A 15,625-nucleotide genomic window follows, 5' to 3' on the forward strand; every position below is an offset into this window, starting at 1 on the left:
TCGTCCCGGACTTGATCCGGGACCGCTGACCATGAACAGCCCACCTCGCGGGCGCGCGCAGCTAGCTCTTACCTAAAGACAGCCAGCGGTCCCGGATCAAGTCCGGGACGACGACCTAATCGCAGCGCACGTGGACCTTGGTTTCCGCATTCGGGCCGCGCAGGGTCTCGAACATCGCAGGCAACTGCTCCAAGGCGATGGTGTCGGTGACGATCGCCTTGGGATCGGCATGGACATGGCCGCGTCCCAGAAGGTCGGCGATGAAAAGAAACTCCCGCATGGAATAGCCGACCGCGAAGTGCATCGACACGCACTTGTAGCTCGCGATCGCCGGGATCACCGGGTCGGGCGCGGTGCAGAACCCCAGGCTGACGATCCGCCCGAACGGCGCAGCGTGCTGGACCGCGCGGCCAAGCATCCCCGGCGCGCCCACGCCTTCCAGCACCACCTGCGGTGCACCGCCCAGCGCCTCGACGACTTCGCCCGCCTCGTTGTCCCCGAAGGCCACGAAGGCGTCCGCCCCCATCTGCAGGCACAAGTCCCGCCGCCGCGACGAGCGCGACATCGCGGTCACCCGCCCCGCTCCCAGCCGCCGCGCCCACCAGATCGCATAGAGCGCCACCGTCCCGCCGCCGAGCACCAGCACCCGCTCGCCCGGCCGGATTCGCGCCATCTGCGTGCCGTAAAGGCTGATCGCCAAGGGTTCGATCAGCGCCCCGTCAGCCATGGAAAGCGTCTTCGGCAGCGGAGTGGCGACGCTAGCCGATATCCGGGCGTATTGCGCGAAGCCGACCGAGGCACGCGCGGGGCTCTCGCGGCACAGCACATTGTTGCCATGGGCACGGCAGGTCTCGCACTCCCCGCAGGCGACCGAGGGCAGCACCGCCAGCGGATCGCCGACCTTCCAGCCCTCGACCCCGCGGCCGACCTCGACCACGGTTCCGGCGAACTCGTGCCCGAACTGGACACCGGCGCCGAAGTCCCACGCGCCACCCCTGGTCATGGCAAGGTCGGTGCCGCAGATGCCGCAGCGGTCCACGCGGATCAGCAGGTCGCCGGGGCCGGGCTTTGGGTCGGCGATCGTCTCGATCACGATCGGCGCACCGCCCCCGGGATAGATCGCCGCCTTCATGCCCGCGTCTCCAGCAGGTCGTAGCGCTCTATGTAAGCGCGAAACGGCTCGCGCGCCTCGTCAGCGGTCATGCCGTAGTCGGTGATGGAGTAGCGGTGGACGCCGTGGCTGAGTTCGGGCTTCTCATCGATCCGGCGCTGCAAGGCGGCTCGGGTTTCCTCGGGAATGTCCATGCCGATGAAGCGATAGATCACCTCCACCGTCTCCATCGGGCGGGCGTGGAAATCGGCGTGGACCACATCGAGCACCTGCCCCGGATGCCGCACGCGCACCGCCTCGCACTTCTCCACCGCATTGGCCCACTTGGCGACTTCGCGGCGCAGCAGGTTTTCCGCGCGCTGCTGCTTGCGGTCGGGCTCCATCAGCCCGTTCATGTTCATCAGCAGCGAGACGAGGCTCGGCACCGCCTTGCCCGGATCGCGGTGAGTCTGGATCACGCGGGCGTCGGGGAACACCGCCAGCAGCAAATCGAGATGCGCGATATGGCCGGGGTTCTTGAGCAGCCAGCGCTTGCCCGCATCATTCATGCCGATCAGCCGGACGCACCGCGCGAAGTGGGAATAGGCCGCCGCCTCGCTCTGGCACTGCCACCACGCATCGTAAGTCGCGGCCGACCAGCCGCACGACCACAAGTTCGAGACGAACGACTGCCGCAGCAGCATGCAGCATTCGTGGACTTCCTCGGCAGCGCGGAAATGCGCGGCCCTGGCATCGGGGAGCGCGGTATACTGCGCATCCAGCCCCGCGAGGGTCTTGCGATACTGCGGATACTCCGCCCAGCGCGCCATCGGCGGACGCGGCATCGGGCTGTCGAGCAGCCACGTCTGCAGCCCCTGAAAGCGCGGATCGACCGCGAGCAGCCGGTGCAGCGCCGTCGTCCCTGTGCGCGGCACCCCGGTGATGACCACCGGCGACAGCACCGGGGCCGCATCGAAGCCGGGGTTCGCCTTCATCGCCACCACGGCCTGCGCCCGCCCGCGCAGCACGCCGACGACCATGCCCCATGCAGCGCGCCTGCCCTGTTCGGAAAAGCGCGGGTCGTAGTCCATCGACTGCAACAGCACGGTGAGGCCCGGCAGGTAGTCGGCCGGACCGAAATCGTCACTAACGGTCTCGGCGATGACGGTATCGTGCAACTGGCCGAGCGCATGGCGGAAGGTTTCGGGCGGATCGTAGCCGAGGTCCATCGCTCAGCCTCTCACCAGCGCCGCCGCCGCTGGCACGCGGCGACGCGGCGGCGGATCTCCTCGGAGCGCTCGGCCGGCGTGACCACGGGCGTGTCCTCGGGCAGATGGGAGCGCAGATCGGCCAGTTTGACGCGGGTGATCGTGGGCACCGGCTCGCTGTCGCAATCGTACCAGCGACCGTAGATGCCGCCTTCGTTGTAGCCTGCGGGGTCGAGCCAGTTGGGCACCCCCGGATCGGTCAGCGCGATGACGGCGCGGAACTTCCCGTCGCTCGACAGCCGCGCCATCGCGCCGTTGGTGCTGCTGAGGCGGTAAACATATTCCAGCGCGTTGAAGTACGGGTCGTTGAGCTGCACGTTCCAGTAGGGCGCGCGGGCGGGAATCTCGGTCTCGATGATCAGCGCCTCGTCGTCTTCCAGCTGGAAGCAGGCGGGCCAGTAGGTCTGCTTCACCAGCGCGCCGGGATAGCGCACCGGCTCGAACACGTTGAAGCCGACACGCTCCTTCACCCCGTTCTGCATGGGGTAGTAGAGGTCGGTCTTGCGGCGCGGCAGCTTCGCCATCTCGCCGATGCGGCGCAGGATTTCCTCGGGCGCGAGGCGCGGCTTGGGCGGCACCGGGTCGAGGCATTCGATCGACAGCACCGGGTCCACCTCACGCTCCCAGTCGTACATGCGAAAGCGGGTGAACATGCCGCGCGCGGAGCGGTCGATCGGCGCCCAGTGGCCCGCGTATCCGGCGGGCCGCTCGGCACTGAACACGATGGAGAAGTCCTCGCCCGGAGCGATTCCGAGGTCGTTGGTGTCGCACTCGTTGTGGCCATTGGGGCGCGGCATGGCGTCCACCGTGCCCGACAGCGCGGCCTGCGTGGTGAACGAGAGGATGCGGCATGTCCCCCGGTTGCCGGAAACGCGGTAGGTCAGGTCGCCCCGGATCGGCGACTGCGTGTAGATGTCGTCCGGGTTGGGCTGGAGCGTGTAGACCGGGTTCCACAGCGGCGCCCAGTCCGGATGTTCGGCATCGGCGTGGAAGTACATGAAGTAGGAATAGGACAGGCTCGCCACGGTCTGGCGGTAGACGTCGGCACGGTAGGCCGGATCGTCAGGCCGCCAGGTATCCGCAAGGTTCGCGACCGCACCTTCGAGGTCGGCGAGATAGGGCAGGATGGCAGGTTCGATGTGCATGGCAGGCTCTCCCTGCCGATTTGATAGTATGCACTATCTAGATTGACGAGATGCGGCCCATCGCCCGGGCGAATTCCTGCGTCGTCCCGGACTTGATCCGGGACCGGTGGCTGTCTTCAGGTGCGCGCCCAGCGACGTGGGCCGGTCACGCGCAGCGGTCCCGGATCAAGTCCGGGACGACGACGCAGCCTTTTCCTCCGCCGCCGCGAAGCGGCGGGCCAGCACGGCGCAAACCATCAGCTGGATCTGGTGGAAGAACATCAGCGGCAGGATGATCGCACCCACCTGCGCCGCCGGGAACAGCACGCCCGCCAGCGGCACGCCGGTCGCGAGGCTCTTCTTCGAGCCGCAGAACAGCAGCACGATCCTGTCCTCGCGCGAGAAGCCCATGGCCTTCCCAACGAAGCTCGACACCACCATCACCACCGCCAGCACGCCCAGCGAAATCGCCGCGATCAGCGCCAGTTCGCCCACCGTCACCTTGTGCCACAGCCCTTCGAGCACCGCCGCGCCGAACGCGGTGTAGACCACCAGCAGGATCGAGCTGCGGTCGACGTAGCCCAGCACCTTCTTGTTGCGGGTGACGAAGCCGCCGATCCACGGGCGCAGGAAATGCCCCGCCAGGAACGGCAGCAGCAACTGCACCGAGATGTCGATGATCGGGTCCGTCGAGAATCCCTGGCTCCGGCCGGTAATGAACAGCGCCGTCAGCAGCGGCGTGATGAATATCCCCGCGAGGTTGGAGAACGAGGCGCTCACCACTGCCGCCGCGACATTGCCTCCGGCGATCGCAGTGAAGGCGATCGAGGACTGCACGGTGGACGGCAACAGTGTCAGAAACAGCACGCCCGTCGCCAGCGAGGGCTCGATACCGGGGATCGCCCGCACGCCAAGGCCGATGATCGGGAACAGCAAGAAAGTCGTCGCACCGACGGTCAGGTGCAGCTTCCACGCCTTGGCGCCGTCGAGGATCGCCTCGCGCGAGAGCTTGGCGCCGTGCAGGAAGAACAGCAGCGCGATAGCCGCATCCGCCACGCCGCCCGCGACGCGTGCCCACACGCCCTGCGCGGGCAGCACCGTCGCCAGCGCCACCGTGCCAAGCAGCATCAGCAGGAACGGATCGATGTTCAGGCGGGCGAGCAGGCGGTTCATGCGGGGCGTTACCTCTTCAGAGCCACTTGTGCTCACGATACCATTGCGCCGTGGCCTTCAGCCCTTCGCGCGTCTCGATGCGGGGACGCCAGAGCTTGCCCGGCGGCGCGGCCTCGGGCGAGACCACCCAGTCCGGATGGCTGATGTAGGCGGCGCGGTCGAGCGTCATTTTTGCACGGGGGCCGCGCAAAAAATTGTCGATGCGCGCAGCCCGGTGGAGCATCGCCGGAGACAGCCCGATCACGCGCGGCCGCTTGCCCAGCGCCCAGCCGATCGCGAGGCCGAGTTCGAAATGCTCCCACCCCTGCGGCTTGCCGTCGTCCGGCTCGAAGACCTTGCCGGTCACCGACAGCCCGCCCGGCTCCAGCGCGACGAGCAGCCGCGCCAGATCGTCGACATGGATCATCGAGGCACGGCCCTGCTTCGGCATCGGGATGAAGCCCCAGCGCGCCACGCGGAACAGCTCGAACATCTCCTTGTCCCGCGGGCCGTAGATCGCGGGCGGGCGCACGATGGTCCAGTCGAGCGGGCTGGCCATAACGATCTTTTCGGCCCGCGCCTTGGAGGCGCCGTAGGCCGACAAATCCGGCTCGCGCGCGGAGAGCGAGGAGACATGGACGAAGCGCCGCACGCCCTCGCCCACGGTCGCTTCGATGAGGTTGAGGGTGCCGGTGACGTTGCCCGCCTCGAACCCGGCCGCATCGGGCGCGTTGACGACGCCCGCGACGTGGATCACCGCCTCGGCCCCGCGCACCAGTTCGACCAGCGAGGCAGGATTGCCCAGCTCGCCGCCGATCCAGTCGACATGCTCGCGCTCGGGCTGGCCGCGGCGGGTGAGTGCGCGCACGGCGAAGCCAGCCTCGATGGCCGCTTCCAGAACGGCCTGTCCGACGAAGCCGGTGGCGCCGGTGAGCGCGATGACCGGGCGGTCGATGAGATTGCGGCGGCGGTTCATTTCAACACCATCTGGTCGCGGTGGACCACAGCGGAGCGCGGCGAATAGCCGAGCACCTGTTCCTGCTCGCTCGAATGCAGGCCGACGATGGCGGCGCATTCGGCGGCGTCGTATTCGGAAAGGCCATGGGCGAGCACTTTGCCCGCGCCGTCGACGATGGCGACGGGATCGCCGCGCGAGAACACGCCTTCGACCGCCGTGATGCCCTTGGCGAGCAGGCTGGACCCGCGCCCGAGTGCCGCTGCGGCACCGTCGTCCACCACGATCTCACCCTTGAGACGCAGGCGGCCGCCCAGCCACGCCTTGCGCGCGGCGGCCTTGCGTCTGGGCACGAACAGGGTGCCGATGCCCTCGCGATCCTTGGCGCCCACGATGCGCGCCATCGGGCGTTCGTGCTGGCCGTTGCCGATGACAAGGCAGATGCCCGCCAGCTCCGCGATCTCGGCCGCCTGCAGCTTGGAGACCATGCCGCCCGAGCCCATGCCGGAATTCGATTCGGTGCTGGCCATCGCCCGCACCTCGGCGGTGACACCCGCGACCACCGGGATCATCTTCGCACCGGGCAGCTTGGGGTGGCGATCGTAGAGGCCGTCGATGTCGGAAAGCAGCACCACCGCACTCGCCTGCGCGGCCTGCGCCACGCGCGCGGCGAGGCGGTCGTTGTCGCCGAAGCGGATTTCCTGGGTCGCCACCGAATCGTTCTCGTTGATGACCGGCACCGCGCCCGCATCGAGCAGGCGGGTCAGCGTGGCCGTGACGTTGAGGTAACGGCGGCGGTCCTCAAGATCCTCCAGCGTCAGCAGCATCTGCGCGGCGGTGATGCCGTGCGCGCCCAGAAGCTCGGCCCAGAGGCCCGAAAGCGCGATCTGGCCGACGGCGGCGCTGGCCTGCGCATCGGCGAGGCTGCCGCGCCCCCCCTTTTCCAGCCCCAGCGTCGCCGCGCCCAGCGCGATCGCGCCCGAGGAGACGACGATCACGTCCTGCCCCCGCCCGCGCGCCTCGGCGATCTCGGCCACCAGCTGCGTGATCCATGCGCGTCGGACGCCCTCCGGCCCGACGAGCAGCGCCGAACCCACCTTGATGACAAGGCGCGGCGCAAGGGAGGAATCGGCGAGGTCTGAGAGTCGGGCAATAGGCATGGGCGTGCCAGCCTCTAGGGGAAAGGTGCAGTTGAGGAAAGCGCAAGGTTGGGCGGCGATGCCCACCCCGCTGCGACTAACCTCGCCTGAGGCTCGGCAAGTCTCGCGGCCCTCCCGCAAGCGGGAGGGCGAAACCCCTCTTCTCCCCTCCCGCTTGCGGGAGGGGCCGGGGGTGGGCCTTCAGCCCGTCAGATCGGCGACCAGGGCGTGTCGTCGGCCTCTTCGCGCTCGCCGGTGGGACGTTCGGTCACGGTGGCGGCCGGGAGATAGTCGATCACCGCATCAAGCAGGCGCGGCATGCCCTTGCCGGTCGCGCCGGAAATCGGGAACACTTCGTCCGCGCCGGCCTTGAGCAGCTCCTTGGCGTATTCTTCCGCCAGTGCGTCATCGACCAGATCGACCTTGTTCAGCGCCACCAGGCGCGGCTTGTCGGCCAGCAGTTCGCTGTAGGCTTCCAGTTCCTCCTCGACGACCTGCATCGCCTCCACCGGATCGGTGTTGGAGATGTCGATGAGGTGGACCAGCACGCGGCAGCGTTCGATGTGGCCGAGGAAGCGATCGCCGATCCCCGCGCCGTCCGCCGCGCCTGCGATCAGGCCGGGAATGTCCGCCAGCACGAACTCGCGGTGCTTGTGCATGACGACGCCGAGCTGCGGACGCAGGGTGGTGAAGGCGTAGTCGCCGACCTTCGCCTTGGCGTTCGACAGCGCGTTGATGAAGGTGGACTTGCCCGCGTTGGGCATGCCGACGAGGCCGACGTCCGCCAGCAGCTTGAGGCGCAGCCACACCCACTGCTCGATCGGCGGCATGCCGGGCTGGTGCTGGCGCGGGGCACGGTTGGTGCTGGTCTTGTAGCTGGCGTTGCCGCGCCCGCCCATGCCGCCTTCGATGAAGGTGACGCGCTGGCCCGGCTCGGTGAGGTCGAGCAGCACGGTGTCGCGCCCTTCGTCGTCGGCGATGACCTGGGTGCCGATCGGCACCTTGATGACCAGGTCCTTGCCCGCCGCGCCGTTGCGGTTCTGGCCCATGCCGTGGCCGCCGCGCGGGGCCTTGAAGTGCTGGGTATAGCGGAAGTCGATCAGCGTGTTGAGGCCGGGCACGGCTTCGAAGATGATGTCGCCGCCCTTGCCGCCGTTGCCGCCGTTGGGGCCGCCGTATTCGACGTACTTCTCACGCCGGAAGCTGACCGCACCGGGGCCACCGCCGCCTGCACGCACGTAAATCTTGGCCTGGTCGAGAAAATGCATCGGTCCTATCGCTTCCAGCGCTGATGAAGCGCCCCTTCGCGACCGGTCCCGGTCGCCGGAGGTTTTCCCTCCGCTGAACGCCGCTGGCCGCAGATAAACAAAAAACCCGGCCGTGTCTCGGGCCGGGTGATGCCCGGTTCGTCCGGACACGCCTGAATTGTGCGATACTGGTGGAGCCGAGGGGGATCGAACCCCTGACCTCGTCATTGCGAACGACGCGCTCTCCCAGCTGAGCTACGGCCCCGTTCCAGTATCAAGTCCGATTGCGTCACCGCGCTCGGGAGCGTCCCCTTAGCGAAGACGCCTCCCGCGCGGAAGAGAAAAAATGGGCGGGCGCGAAGATTCTCGCACCCACTGCCGACGTCACTGCGCCTGCGGCACGCTCGCCTGAGGCTGGACGACAGGCTGGGCCATGACCTGCTCCGCATTCGGACGCACGGTAATGAGGCCGTTCGATCCGTAGCGCGATTGCCATGCGGCCAGATCGGCGCGGTACTGGTCATAAGCATCGAAGAACGCCTTGAACGGCGCCTCGAGCTTGGCGAGGCCGGTGTACGACCAGTTGTCGAACTGGCTCGGCTCCACCGTGTTCAATTCGGCGCTCACTTCCATCGCTGCCTGGCAGAAGCTGGAGTCCACCGGCGGCAGCGAGAAGAAGTTGTAGACCTGCGTCTGGTAGGTCTCGCGCGCGACGATCGCGGCGCGGCCGGAATGCTGTGTACGGAAGCTCGCGTCGATTTCCTTGCTCGCACGGTCGAGCGACTTGTCGTAGACCTTCAGGAAACGCTTGTAGCCCTCGAGGATCGGGGTGAACTGAACCTCGACGCAGTTGAGCGCAGCCACGTTATAGGCCGAGCGGAAGTTCCAGATCGTCTGCGACGTGGAAATCCCGTAATTCACGGTCTGGCGCGTGCCATCCTCTGCCTTGGCCGGCACCCGCATTTCGAGCGGCGCGCCCATCGGCGGCGTCGGCATCGGCGGGATCACCACGACCGGCGGCGGGGGTGGCGGGGGCGGAGGCGGCTTCGCACAGCCTGCCAGCGCGGCAAGCGTGACGGCCACCGCCGAGCCCGCCAGCAAGGAAAGGCGACGACGCCCCTGCCCGTTGTCGATCATCTCAAGCCCTCGGTACACGCATCGTTCTCCATCGCGGCAAACGGTCTAACCCCGCTGAGTCATAAAGCAAATGCCCGGTGCGATAAAACGCACCGGGCATCATGCTTAGGTGAAACTGCACTGTGGATTAATCGCTTCGGAGGAAAATTATCTCCATTCCGGTTGCGATTAACCGCCGCCCTTAGTCCCGCTGGCCGAGGAAGCTCAGCAGGAACTGGAACATGTTGATGAAGTCCAGGTACAGGCTCAGCGCGCCGAGGATCACGGCCTTGCCGACGAAATCTGTGCCGCGCAGGTGATAGTACTGGTTCTTGAGCATCTGCGTATCATAGGCGGTCAACCCTGCGAAGATCAGCACGCCGAGGATCGAAATCGCCAGCTGCAGCACGCTCGAACCCACGAAGATGTTCACCAGCGAGGCGATCAAAATACCGACCACGCCCATGATCAGGAAGGTGCCGAAGCCCGACAGGTCCTTCTTCGTGGTGTAACCATAGAGACTGAGGCCCGCGAAAGCCGCCGCCGTCGCGAAGAACGTGGTCGCGATCGAGGTCGCCGTGTAGATCACGAAGATCGTCGAGAGCGATACGCCCATCACGGCCGCGAACGCCCAGTAGAGCACCTTCAGCGTGCCTTCGCTGAACCGCTGCGCGCCGCCGCTGATCGCGAAGACGAAGCCCAGCGGGGCCAGCATGACCAGCCACTTGATCGGCGACTGCATCATAGCGATCGCGTAAGGCGCGAAGAGCATCGCGACGATGCCCGAAAGCAGCACGCCCGAGGCCATGTAGTTGTAGATCGACAGCATGTGCCGACGCAGACCCGCATCGTAAGCGGTCCGGCCGGCGGTGCGACCGAGATCGCTGCCGTCACGGCTCGGAGACGCACCGAAGCCCTGACGGGGCTGGGGGTCGTTCCAATTCGCCATTTCAAACTCCCTTTAGCGGAGAAGCCAGCCAAATGCGGTCCCGCTCAGGAGGGAATATCGCGCTCGAACGCGAAAGTTTCAAGAAGAACCGGCCCGCGCCATTTGTGACAAAGTGTAAAACGGACCTATTTCTTCTTGGCTCCGGCTTCAAACCACGACGATCAGCCGCGCCGGGCCTCGGCTGCCATCTCGGCATTGCGATCGCGCGAGGCGGTCATCGCTTCGAGCACAACGCCGGCCAGCGCGCCGCCCTCGTCCAGCACGTTCATACCCGCGCGGGTCGAACCGCCCGGGCTGGCGACCTTGTCCGCCAGTTCGCCCGGCGAAAACTCGGAAGCGCCGGCGAGCTGCGCCGCCCCTTCGACCATCGCGAGCGCCAGCCGCTGCGACTGGCCCGCATCCAGGCCGAGGGCCACCGCGCCCGCGGCGAGGGAATCGATGAAGCGATAGACGAACGCCGGGCCGCAACCGGCCAGCGCGGTGACCGCGTCGAACAGATGCTCGCCCGCCAGCCACTCGGGCGTGCCGAGCGGCTGCATCAGCGCAGTCACCGCCGCGCGGCCGGTCTCGTCGAGGCCGCGCGCGTCGAGTGCGACCGGCGACTTGCCGATGGCGGCCGCTAGGTTCGGCATGATCCGCACCAGCGCGCCGGCCTGCGGGAAGTGCGCCGCAAGGCTGTCGAATTCGACGCCCGCGAGGATCGAGAACAGCACGGTCTCACGTCCGACGAGCGCGCCCACTGCCGGTGCGACAGCGTCGAGGCCCTGCGGCTTGACCCCCAGCATCACCGCATCGAAGCGGCCTTCCGCAGGCAGTTCGGGCAGCAGCGCGACACCTTCAGGCACGCTCTCGCGATGCGGATCGACGACGGTGAAGCGCGAGGCCGGAATGCCGCCCGCCAGCCAGCCCGTCAGCATGGCCCCTGCCATGTTGCCGCAGCCCACGAGCAGGATGTTCTGAAACCGGTCCATGCGCATATTCCCTTGAAACTGGATCGGCCCGCGACTTAGGCGAGCCGATCACAGGCCACAAGGGCCATGCGTGCCATGCGCAGCGGGACCAGCGGGCGGCATAGCCAACCACGCTGCGAACCGCAGTGACGAGCGGTCAGGCTTCCCCGGCCGCGTCCACCAGGGCCGCCGCGAGCGCTTCGGACGGCGTCTTGTCGCCCCACAGGATGAACTGGAACACCGGGTAGAAGCGGTCGCACTCCTCGATCGCGGCCTCGACCACCATCTGTGCCTGCCCCGGCCCGAGCAGCCCGTCCGGCCCGAGCATCAGCCCGTGGCGATAGAGCACGACGCCGCCGTTCGACCACATGTCGAAGTGCCCCAGCCAGACCTGCTCGTTGATGAGCGCCAGCGCCTCGAACACGGCGGAGCGCTTGGCATCGGCCACGCGGATGTCGGGAAGGCACAGGAGTTGCAGCACCCGGTCCTCCGGACGCCAGATCGCCTGCAACTGGTACGTCGCCCAGGCGCCCTTTATCTCCGCCGAGATCTCGTCCTCACCGGCATATTCGAAGGGCCAGTCGCGCGCCTCGAAAAGCGAAGCGAGCATTTCCACGGGGGCAGCCTCTTCGTCCCGGTCGATATCGTCCTGAACGGTCCTCATAATCTGCGACATCAGCCCTCCGAGAATACGGGTGCATGGATGCTGCCTGTGGGTGGGGGAGCACAATCCACCCGCCCGACATCGCCTGCGCATAACTGCACAAGCCTGTTCACAGCGTGTGGATAAATGTGAATACGCGTTAACACAAGGCCGCCGCCAACCCCACAAACCCGCAGATTTACTTGGAGGAGAGCGGATCCACGACCTGACCCGCCGGGCTGGTCCAGGGCAGCGCGTCGGCGAAGCCCTGCTTCCTGGCATCCGCGAGGAAAGCACTGGCCGCCTTCTGCGTAGCGAAAGGACCGATCAGCACGCGGTTGGTCCGCCCCATCTCGCTGACGTAGGGGCTGCGGCCCTTGAGCAGCGCGGCGCTCTCACGCGTGTAGCGCCGCCAGTCGAAGGCGATGGCGCTCTTGTCCCGTCCGACCCCGATCTGGACCCAGATCCGGCTGGGATGCGTGGGCTTCTTCGCCTTCTCCGCGGCTTCGGCCTTGGCCTTGGCTTCTGCGTCCGCCTTGGCCTTCACCTTAGCCTCGGCAGCCTTGGCGGCGGCGGTCTTGGCCTTGGTCGCCCTGGCTTCCTTGACTTCGGCGACCGGGGCTTCGGCAGCCTTGGCTTCAACTGGCTTTGTCTCGGCCAGCTTTGTCTCCGCCGGTTTGGCCTCTTCGACCTTCGGCAGCTGGACACGCGGGGGTGGCGGCGCCGCGGGAGTGATCAGCCGGATGTCGACGGCGCCCGAGGTCGGCATCACGTCCACGGTCGGCTTGCCGATGTCCGCGAATATCTCGGAAAGCGAAAGCTGGTTCGGTCCCGGAACCGGCGGCGGGCTTGCCGGGGCGGATACCGGCGGCGTCTTCGCTGCCAGCGCGCTGGCAGGCGCGCCCCCCGTAGCGGGCGCCTGCGAGGCGGGAAGACGACCGAGATCGAAGCCCGGAGCAGTTGCCCGCGCCGGCGGCGTGGAGGCCTCCGTCGCCTGCGCAACCTGGGTGGGCGCGGGGGCAGCGGTACGCACAGGCGCTGCGGAAGGCGCGGCCGCCGGAGTGGTAACGGGCGCCAGCGTCGCTGCCACAACCCTGGCAGGCTCGGCACTGCGCCCGACCGGGGGCAGTTCGCCGGTGTCGCGTTCGATCGCGGGTTTCGGCTCGGGCGGCGCGACCCGGTCCGGATCGACCGACGCAAGGCTTGTCGGACGGGTGGACTGGCCCTGCTGCCGCGCCGCCTGTGCCGTGTCCGTACGCGCGCTGCGGGTTCGCGAGGTCTTTGTCGCCTTGGCCAGCTTCGTGCCGCCAAGCGGCTCGCCCTTGGGGATCAGTCCTCCACCGGCAGCCGAACTGCGCGGCGGTGCGTAAGCCGCGATGCGGGCGTCATCCCGTCCGATCTCCGAGGCGCGCGGAAACCGGCCGAGGTCCGCTGCGGCCGCCTGCTGCGCCCTGGTCAGGCGCGGCATGTAACGCAAGTACGGCGCAATGCTCTGCGCCAGCTTTCCGGGCAGGATCGTGTTGGTGATCTCGACCGCCTTGTCTGCGTCGCCTGCGATCGCAAGCGTGAACGCACGCGTCCGCCAGCCCGGCTTGTCCTGCCTGTTCAGCAGCGGCAGCAGCGTCGTATAGGCCGCATCGACGTCCCCGCCGATCGCCTGGCTGATTGCCAGACGATGCCGCAGTTCGTCGGCCTTGTCGCCCGAGGCGCTCGTCATCGCCGCCGCGTAGTAACGCTGCGCCAAGGCATTATCGCCAACAAGGTCGTAGGCGAGACCGCGATCCGCCGCGATCAGCGCAGCACCGGCGCCCGCCTTCTCGGCCGCATCGAAATAGGGAATCGCGCTTACCGGGTCGCCGTTATGGACGAAGGCGCTGCCCAGCCCGGCCTGCACCCGAGGGTTGCCGGGGCTGACTTCGTCGGCGCGGCGGTAGAAGCCGATGGCGGCCGCACTGTCCTGCAGCGCGCGGGCGGCATCGCCGGCGTCGATCAGCGCGGCGACGTCACGGGAATCGCGACCGAGGCGGGCCAGTGCGGCACTGAGCTTCTTGTTGTCCTCGCCGGGCACGGCCTGGACCACCGGCCGCGAAACGCTGGGCGCGCCTTGCGCGAATGCCGGAGCACCCGAGAGCGCGCCGACCAGCGCTGCGCCGCCGAGCAAACGCGAAACCAAGTGATTCACCCGCACGTCCTCTGTCATTCCCGACCCTGCAGGCAGCCCTCCCCACGACGACTGCCGACACTTCATGAACCGGACGGCCGCACGACAGGCCGGAATGCCGCACGACTCCATACGCACCGATTGCGCGTGCCTGCGCCCATGGACCGGCGCAGATGAACTTCAAGCGAACGCCCCCGCGCTCGACGAGCTTCCTTCGACAGGTTGCGACCCGAAGGAGAAAAAGGCGGGAGCACTGCTGCCCCCGCCTTTTCACCACTTACTGGTTGTTCTGACGACCGAGGAAGCGCGGGATGCTGATCGATCCGGCGTCACCGTCATCCTCGCCGGAAGCCGCTTCGGCGCCCGGGCGCGGACGCGACAGGCTGGTCATGCGCTCGAACAGGGTGCTGCCGCCGCCAGCCGGTTTGGCGCGGGGCGCGGCGGGCGCCTGAGCCGGAGACTGAGCCGCCTGGCCGCCGTCGAGCAGCAGTTCGTCCTGCGCGCGCCGCGGGGCCGGGGCCGGCTCGGCCGGAGCCTCAAAGCTGAGGTCCAGCGGCTCTTTCTGGATGCCGCGAAGGCCCGCGAAGCCGGGAGTGGACGCAGGCGCTGACTGAGCCTCGTCCTCGGCGCCGAGTTCCAGCTCCGCCGACGGTTCGAACGCCTGTGAAGGCGAAACGAACGGCGCGGGCGCCGGGGCAGGAGCCGGCTGCTGCGCTACCGGAGCGGGTGCCGGAGCAGCAGGCGCCTGATAGGTCGGCGCCGGCGGCGGCGAGTGCAGCGCCGGACGTGCGATCCCGCGCGAGGCGCCGAGATTCAGCGGACGCGAGGCGATTTCGGCCATTTCCGTGGTCTGCTCGATGCCGGTGGCGACGACCGAGACGCGGATCTTGCCCTGCAGGTCCGGGTTGAACGCCGAACCCCAGATGATGTTCGCATCGGGATCGACCAGTTCGCGGATGTGGTTCGCGGCCTCGTCGACTTCGAGCAGCTTCATGTCGTCGCCGCCGATGATCGAGATGATGACGCCCTTCGCGCCCTGCATCGACACGCCGTCGAGCAGCGGGTTGGCGATGGCACGTTCGGCAGCTTCGAGCGCGCGGTTGGGGCCTTCGCCCTCGCCGGTGCCCATCATCGCCTTGCCCATCTCGCCCATCACGGAACGCACGTCCGCGAAGTCGAGGTTGATGAGGCCCGGCATGATCATCAGGTCGGTGATCGAGCGCACGCCCTGCTGGAGCACTTCGTCGGCGAGCGTGAAGGCTTCCTTGAAGGTCGTTTCCGCCTTCGCAACCAGGAACAGGTTCTGGTTGGGGATGACGATCAGCGTATCGACGTGCTTCTGCAGCTCTTCGATGCCCGAGTCCGCAGCGCGCATGCGGCGCGTGCCTTCGAACATGAACGGCTTGGAGACGACGCCCACGGTCAGGACGCCCTTCTCGCGCGCGGCCTGCGCGATGATCGGGGCCGCACCCGTGCCGGTGCCGCCGCCCATGCCGGCCGCGATGAAGACCATGTGGACGCCGTCGAGCAGGCGCTCCAGCTCCTCACGGGTTTCCTCTGCCGCCGCACGGCCCACTTCGGGGCGCGCACCGGCGCCGAGGCCCTGGGTGATCTCGGGGCCGAGCTGGATGCGCGTTTCCGCGATCGAGTTGTTCAGCGCTTGTGCGTCGGTGTTGGCCACCACGAAGTCCACGCCCTCGATCTGGGCGCCGATCATGTTGGCGATCGCGTTTCCGCCCGCACCGCCGACGCCGATGACGAGAATGCGAGGACGAAGCTCCTCGATAGCCGGCGGTCCGATGTTAATGCTCATTTCGCTCTCCTGCAGGCA

Annotated in this window: 13 protein-coding genes and 1 tRNA gene; all 14 read right to left on the bottom strand. The window is 67.7% G+C overall.

All coding sequences use genetic code 11. The annotated features are described in order from the left end of the window. Positions 1-115: 115 nt before the first annotated feature. The 14 genes from HWN72_RS12520 to ftsZ all read right to left on the bottom strand — a co-directional run bounded on the left by HWN72_RS12520 (position 116) and on the right by ftsZ (position 15,607). Entirely contained in the window at positions 116-1,132 is a 1,017-nt protein-coding gene (locus tag HWN72_RS12520; protein WP_008830183.1) for an alcohol dehydrogenase catalytic domain-containing protein, read from the bottom strand. Further along, positions 1,129-2,319, bottom strand: a complete 1,191-nt coding sequence (locus HWN72_RS12525; RefSeq protein ID WP_008830184.1) for a sulfotransferase — start codon at positions 2,317-2,319, stop codon at positions 1,129-1,131. The genes HWN72_RS12520 and HWN72_RS12525 overlap by 4 nt, the downstream gene beginning before the upstream one ends. 11 nt (positions 2,320-2,330) lie before the next feature. Next, on the bottom strand, positions 2,331-3,503 hold the full coding sequence (locus HWN72_RS12530) for a hypothetical protein (protein ID WP_008830185.1): 1,173 nt from the start codon (positions 3,501-3,503) through the stop codon (positions 2,331-2,333). A gap of 165 nt (positions 3,504-3,668) precedes the next feature. Further along, positions 3,669-4,655, bottom strand: a complete 987-nt coding sequence (locus HWN72_RS12535; protein WP_008830186.1) for a bile acid:sodium symporter family protein — start codon at positions 4,653-4,655, stop codon at positions 3,669-3,671. Positions 4,656-4,671: 16 nt separating this feature from the next. Further along, on the bottom strand, positions 4,672-5,610 hold the full coding sequence (locus tag HWN72_RS12540) for an NAD(P)-dependent oxidoreductase (protein ID WP_008830187.1): 939 nt from the start codon (positions 5,608-5,610) through the stop codon (positions 4,672-4,674). Continuing rightward, positions 5,607-6,749 carry a glutamate 5-kinase gene (proB, locus tag HWN72_RS12545; RefSeq protein WP_008830188.1) on the bottom strand — a complete coding sequence of 381 codons (1,143 nt, stop codon included), beginning with the start codon at positions 6,747-6,749 and terminating at the stop codon, positions 5,607-5,609. The genes HWN72_RS12540 and proB overlap by 4 nt, the downstream gene beginning before the upstream one ends. 188 nt (positions 6,750-6,937) lie before the next feature. Beyond that, positions 6,938-7,996, bottom strand: coding sequence for a GTPase ObgE (gene obgE, locus HWN72_RS12550; protein WP_008830189.1), 1,059 nt, complete (start codon positions 7,994-7,996; stop codon positions 6,938-6,940). A 168-nt stretch (positions 7,997-8,164) separates the two neighbouring features. After that, positions 8,165-8,240 (bottom strand) — tRNA-Ala (locus tag HWN72_RS12555). A gap of 119 nt (positions 8,241-8,359) precedes the next feature. Then, on the bottom strand, positions 8,360-9,130 hold the full coding sequence (locus HWN72_RS12560; RefSeq protein WP_156799823.1) for a hypothetical protein: 771 nt from the start codon (positions 9,128-9,130) through the stop codon (positions 8,360-8,362). A gap of 163 nt (positions 9,131-9,293) precedes the next feature. Next, a complete protein-coding gene (locus HWN72_RS12565) occupies positions 9,294-10,040 on the bottom strand; it encodes a Bax inhibitor-1/YccA family protein (RefSeq protein ID WP_008830191.1) in 747 nt (248 codons plus the stop codon). A 161-nt stretch (positions 10,041-10,201) separates the two neighbouring features. Next, entirely contained in the window at positions 10,202-11,011 is an 810-nt protein-coding gene (gene proC / locus HWN72_RS12570) for a pyrroline-5-carboxylate reductase (protein ID WP_211150396.1), read from the bottom strand. A 136-nt stretch (positions 11,012-11,147) separates the two neighbouring features. Next, a complete protein-coding gene (locus tag HWN72_RS12575; RefSeq protein ID WP_036526250.1) occupies positions 11,148-11,666 on the bottom strand; it encodes a YbjN domain-containing protein in 519 nt (172 codons plus the stop codon). Positions 11,667-11,832: 166 nt separating this feature from the next. Further along, the gene (locus tag HWN72_RS12580; RefSeq protein ID WP_236727360.1) at positions 11,833-13,815 is read right to left on the bottom strand and encodes an SPOR domain-containing protein; all 1,983 of its coding nucleotides are present in this window, start codon (positions 13,813-13,815) and stop codon (positions 11,833-11,835) included. A gap of 256 nt (positions 13,816-14,071) precedes the next feature. Further along, the gene (gene ftsZ / locus HWN72_RS12585; protein ID WP_008830195.1) at positions 14,072-15,607 is read right to left on the bottom strand and encodes a cell division protein FtsZ; all 1,536 of its coding nucleotides are present in this window, start codon (positions 15,605-15,607) and stop codon (positions 14,072-14,074) included. Between the last annotated feature and the right edge of the window lie 18 nt (positions 15,608-15,625).

It is taken from the genome of Novosphingobium sp. HR1a (genome assembly GCF_015594425.1).
Lineage (GTDB): Bacteria > Pseudomonadota > Alphaproteobacteria > Sphingomonadales > Sphingomonadaceae > Novosphingobium > Novosphingobium resinovorum_A.

Bases quoted from the DNA above. Each gene is read 5' to 3' on its own strand.
- HWN72_RS12520 (WP_008830183.1), bottom strand. From the start codon at position 1,132: ATGAAGGCGGCGATCTATCCCGGGGGCGGTGCGCCGATCGTGATCGAG.
- HWN72_RS12525 (WP_008830184.1), bottom strand. From the start codon at position 2,319: ATGGACCTCGGCTACGATCCGCCCGAAACCTTCCGCCATGCGCTCGGC.
- HWN72_RS12530 (WP_008830185.1), bottom strand. From the start codon at position 3,503: ATGCACATCGAACCTGCCATCCTGCCCTATCTCGCCGACCTCGAAGGT.
- HWN72_RS12535 (WP_008830186.1), bottom strand. From the start codon at position 4,655: ATGAACCGCCTGCTCGCCCGCCTGAACATCGATCCGTTCCTGCTGATG.
- HWN72_RS12540 (WP_008830187.1), bottom strand. From the start codon at position 5,610: ATGAACCGCCGCCGCAATCTCATCGACCGCCCGGTCATCGCGCTCACC.
- proB (WP_008830188.1), bottom strand. From the start codon at position 6,749: ATGCCTATTGCCCGACTCTCAGACCTCGCCGATTCCTCCCTTGCGCCG.
- obgE (WP_008830189.1), bottom strand. From the start codon at position 7,996: ATGCATTTTCTCGACCAGGCCAAGATTTACGTGCGTGCAGGCGGCGGT.
- HWN72_RS12565 (WP_008830191.1), bottom strand. From the start codon at position 10,040: ATGGCGAATTGGAACGACCCCCAGCCCCGTCAGGGCTTCGGTGCGTCT.
- proC (WP_211150396.1), bottom strand. From the start codon at position 11,011: ATGGACCGGTTTCAGAACATCCTGCTCGTGGGCTGCGGCAACATGGCA.
- HWN72_RS12575 (WP_036526250.1), bottom strand. From the start codon at position 11,666: ATGTCGCAGATTATGAGGACCGTTCAGGACGATATCGACCGGGACGAA.
- ftsZ (WP_008830195.1), bottom strand. From the start codon at position 15,607: ATGAGCATTAACATCGGACCGCCGGCTATCGAGGAGCTTCGTCCTCGC.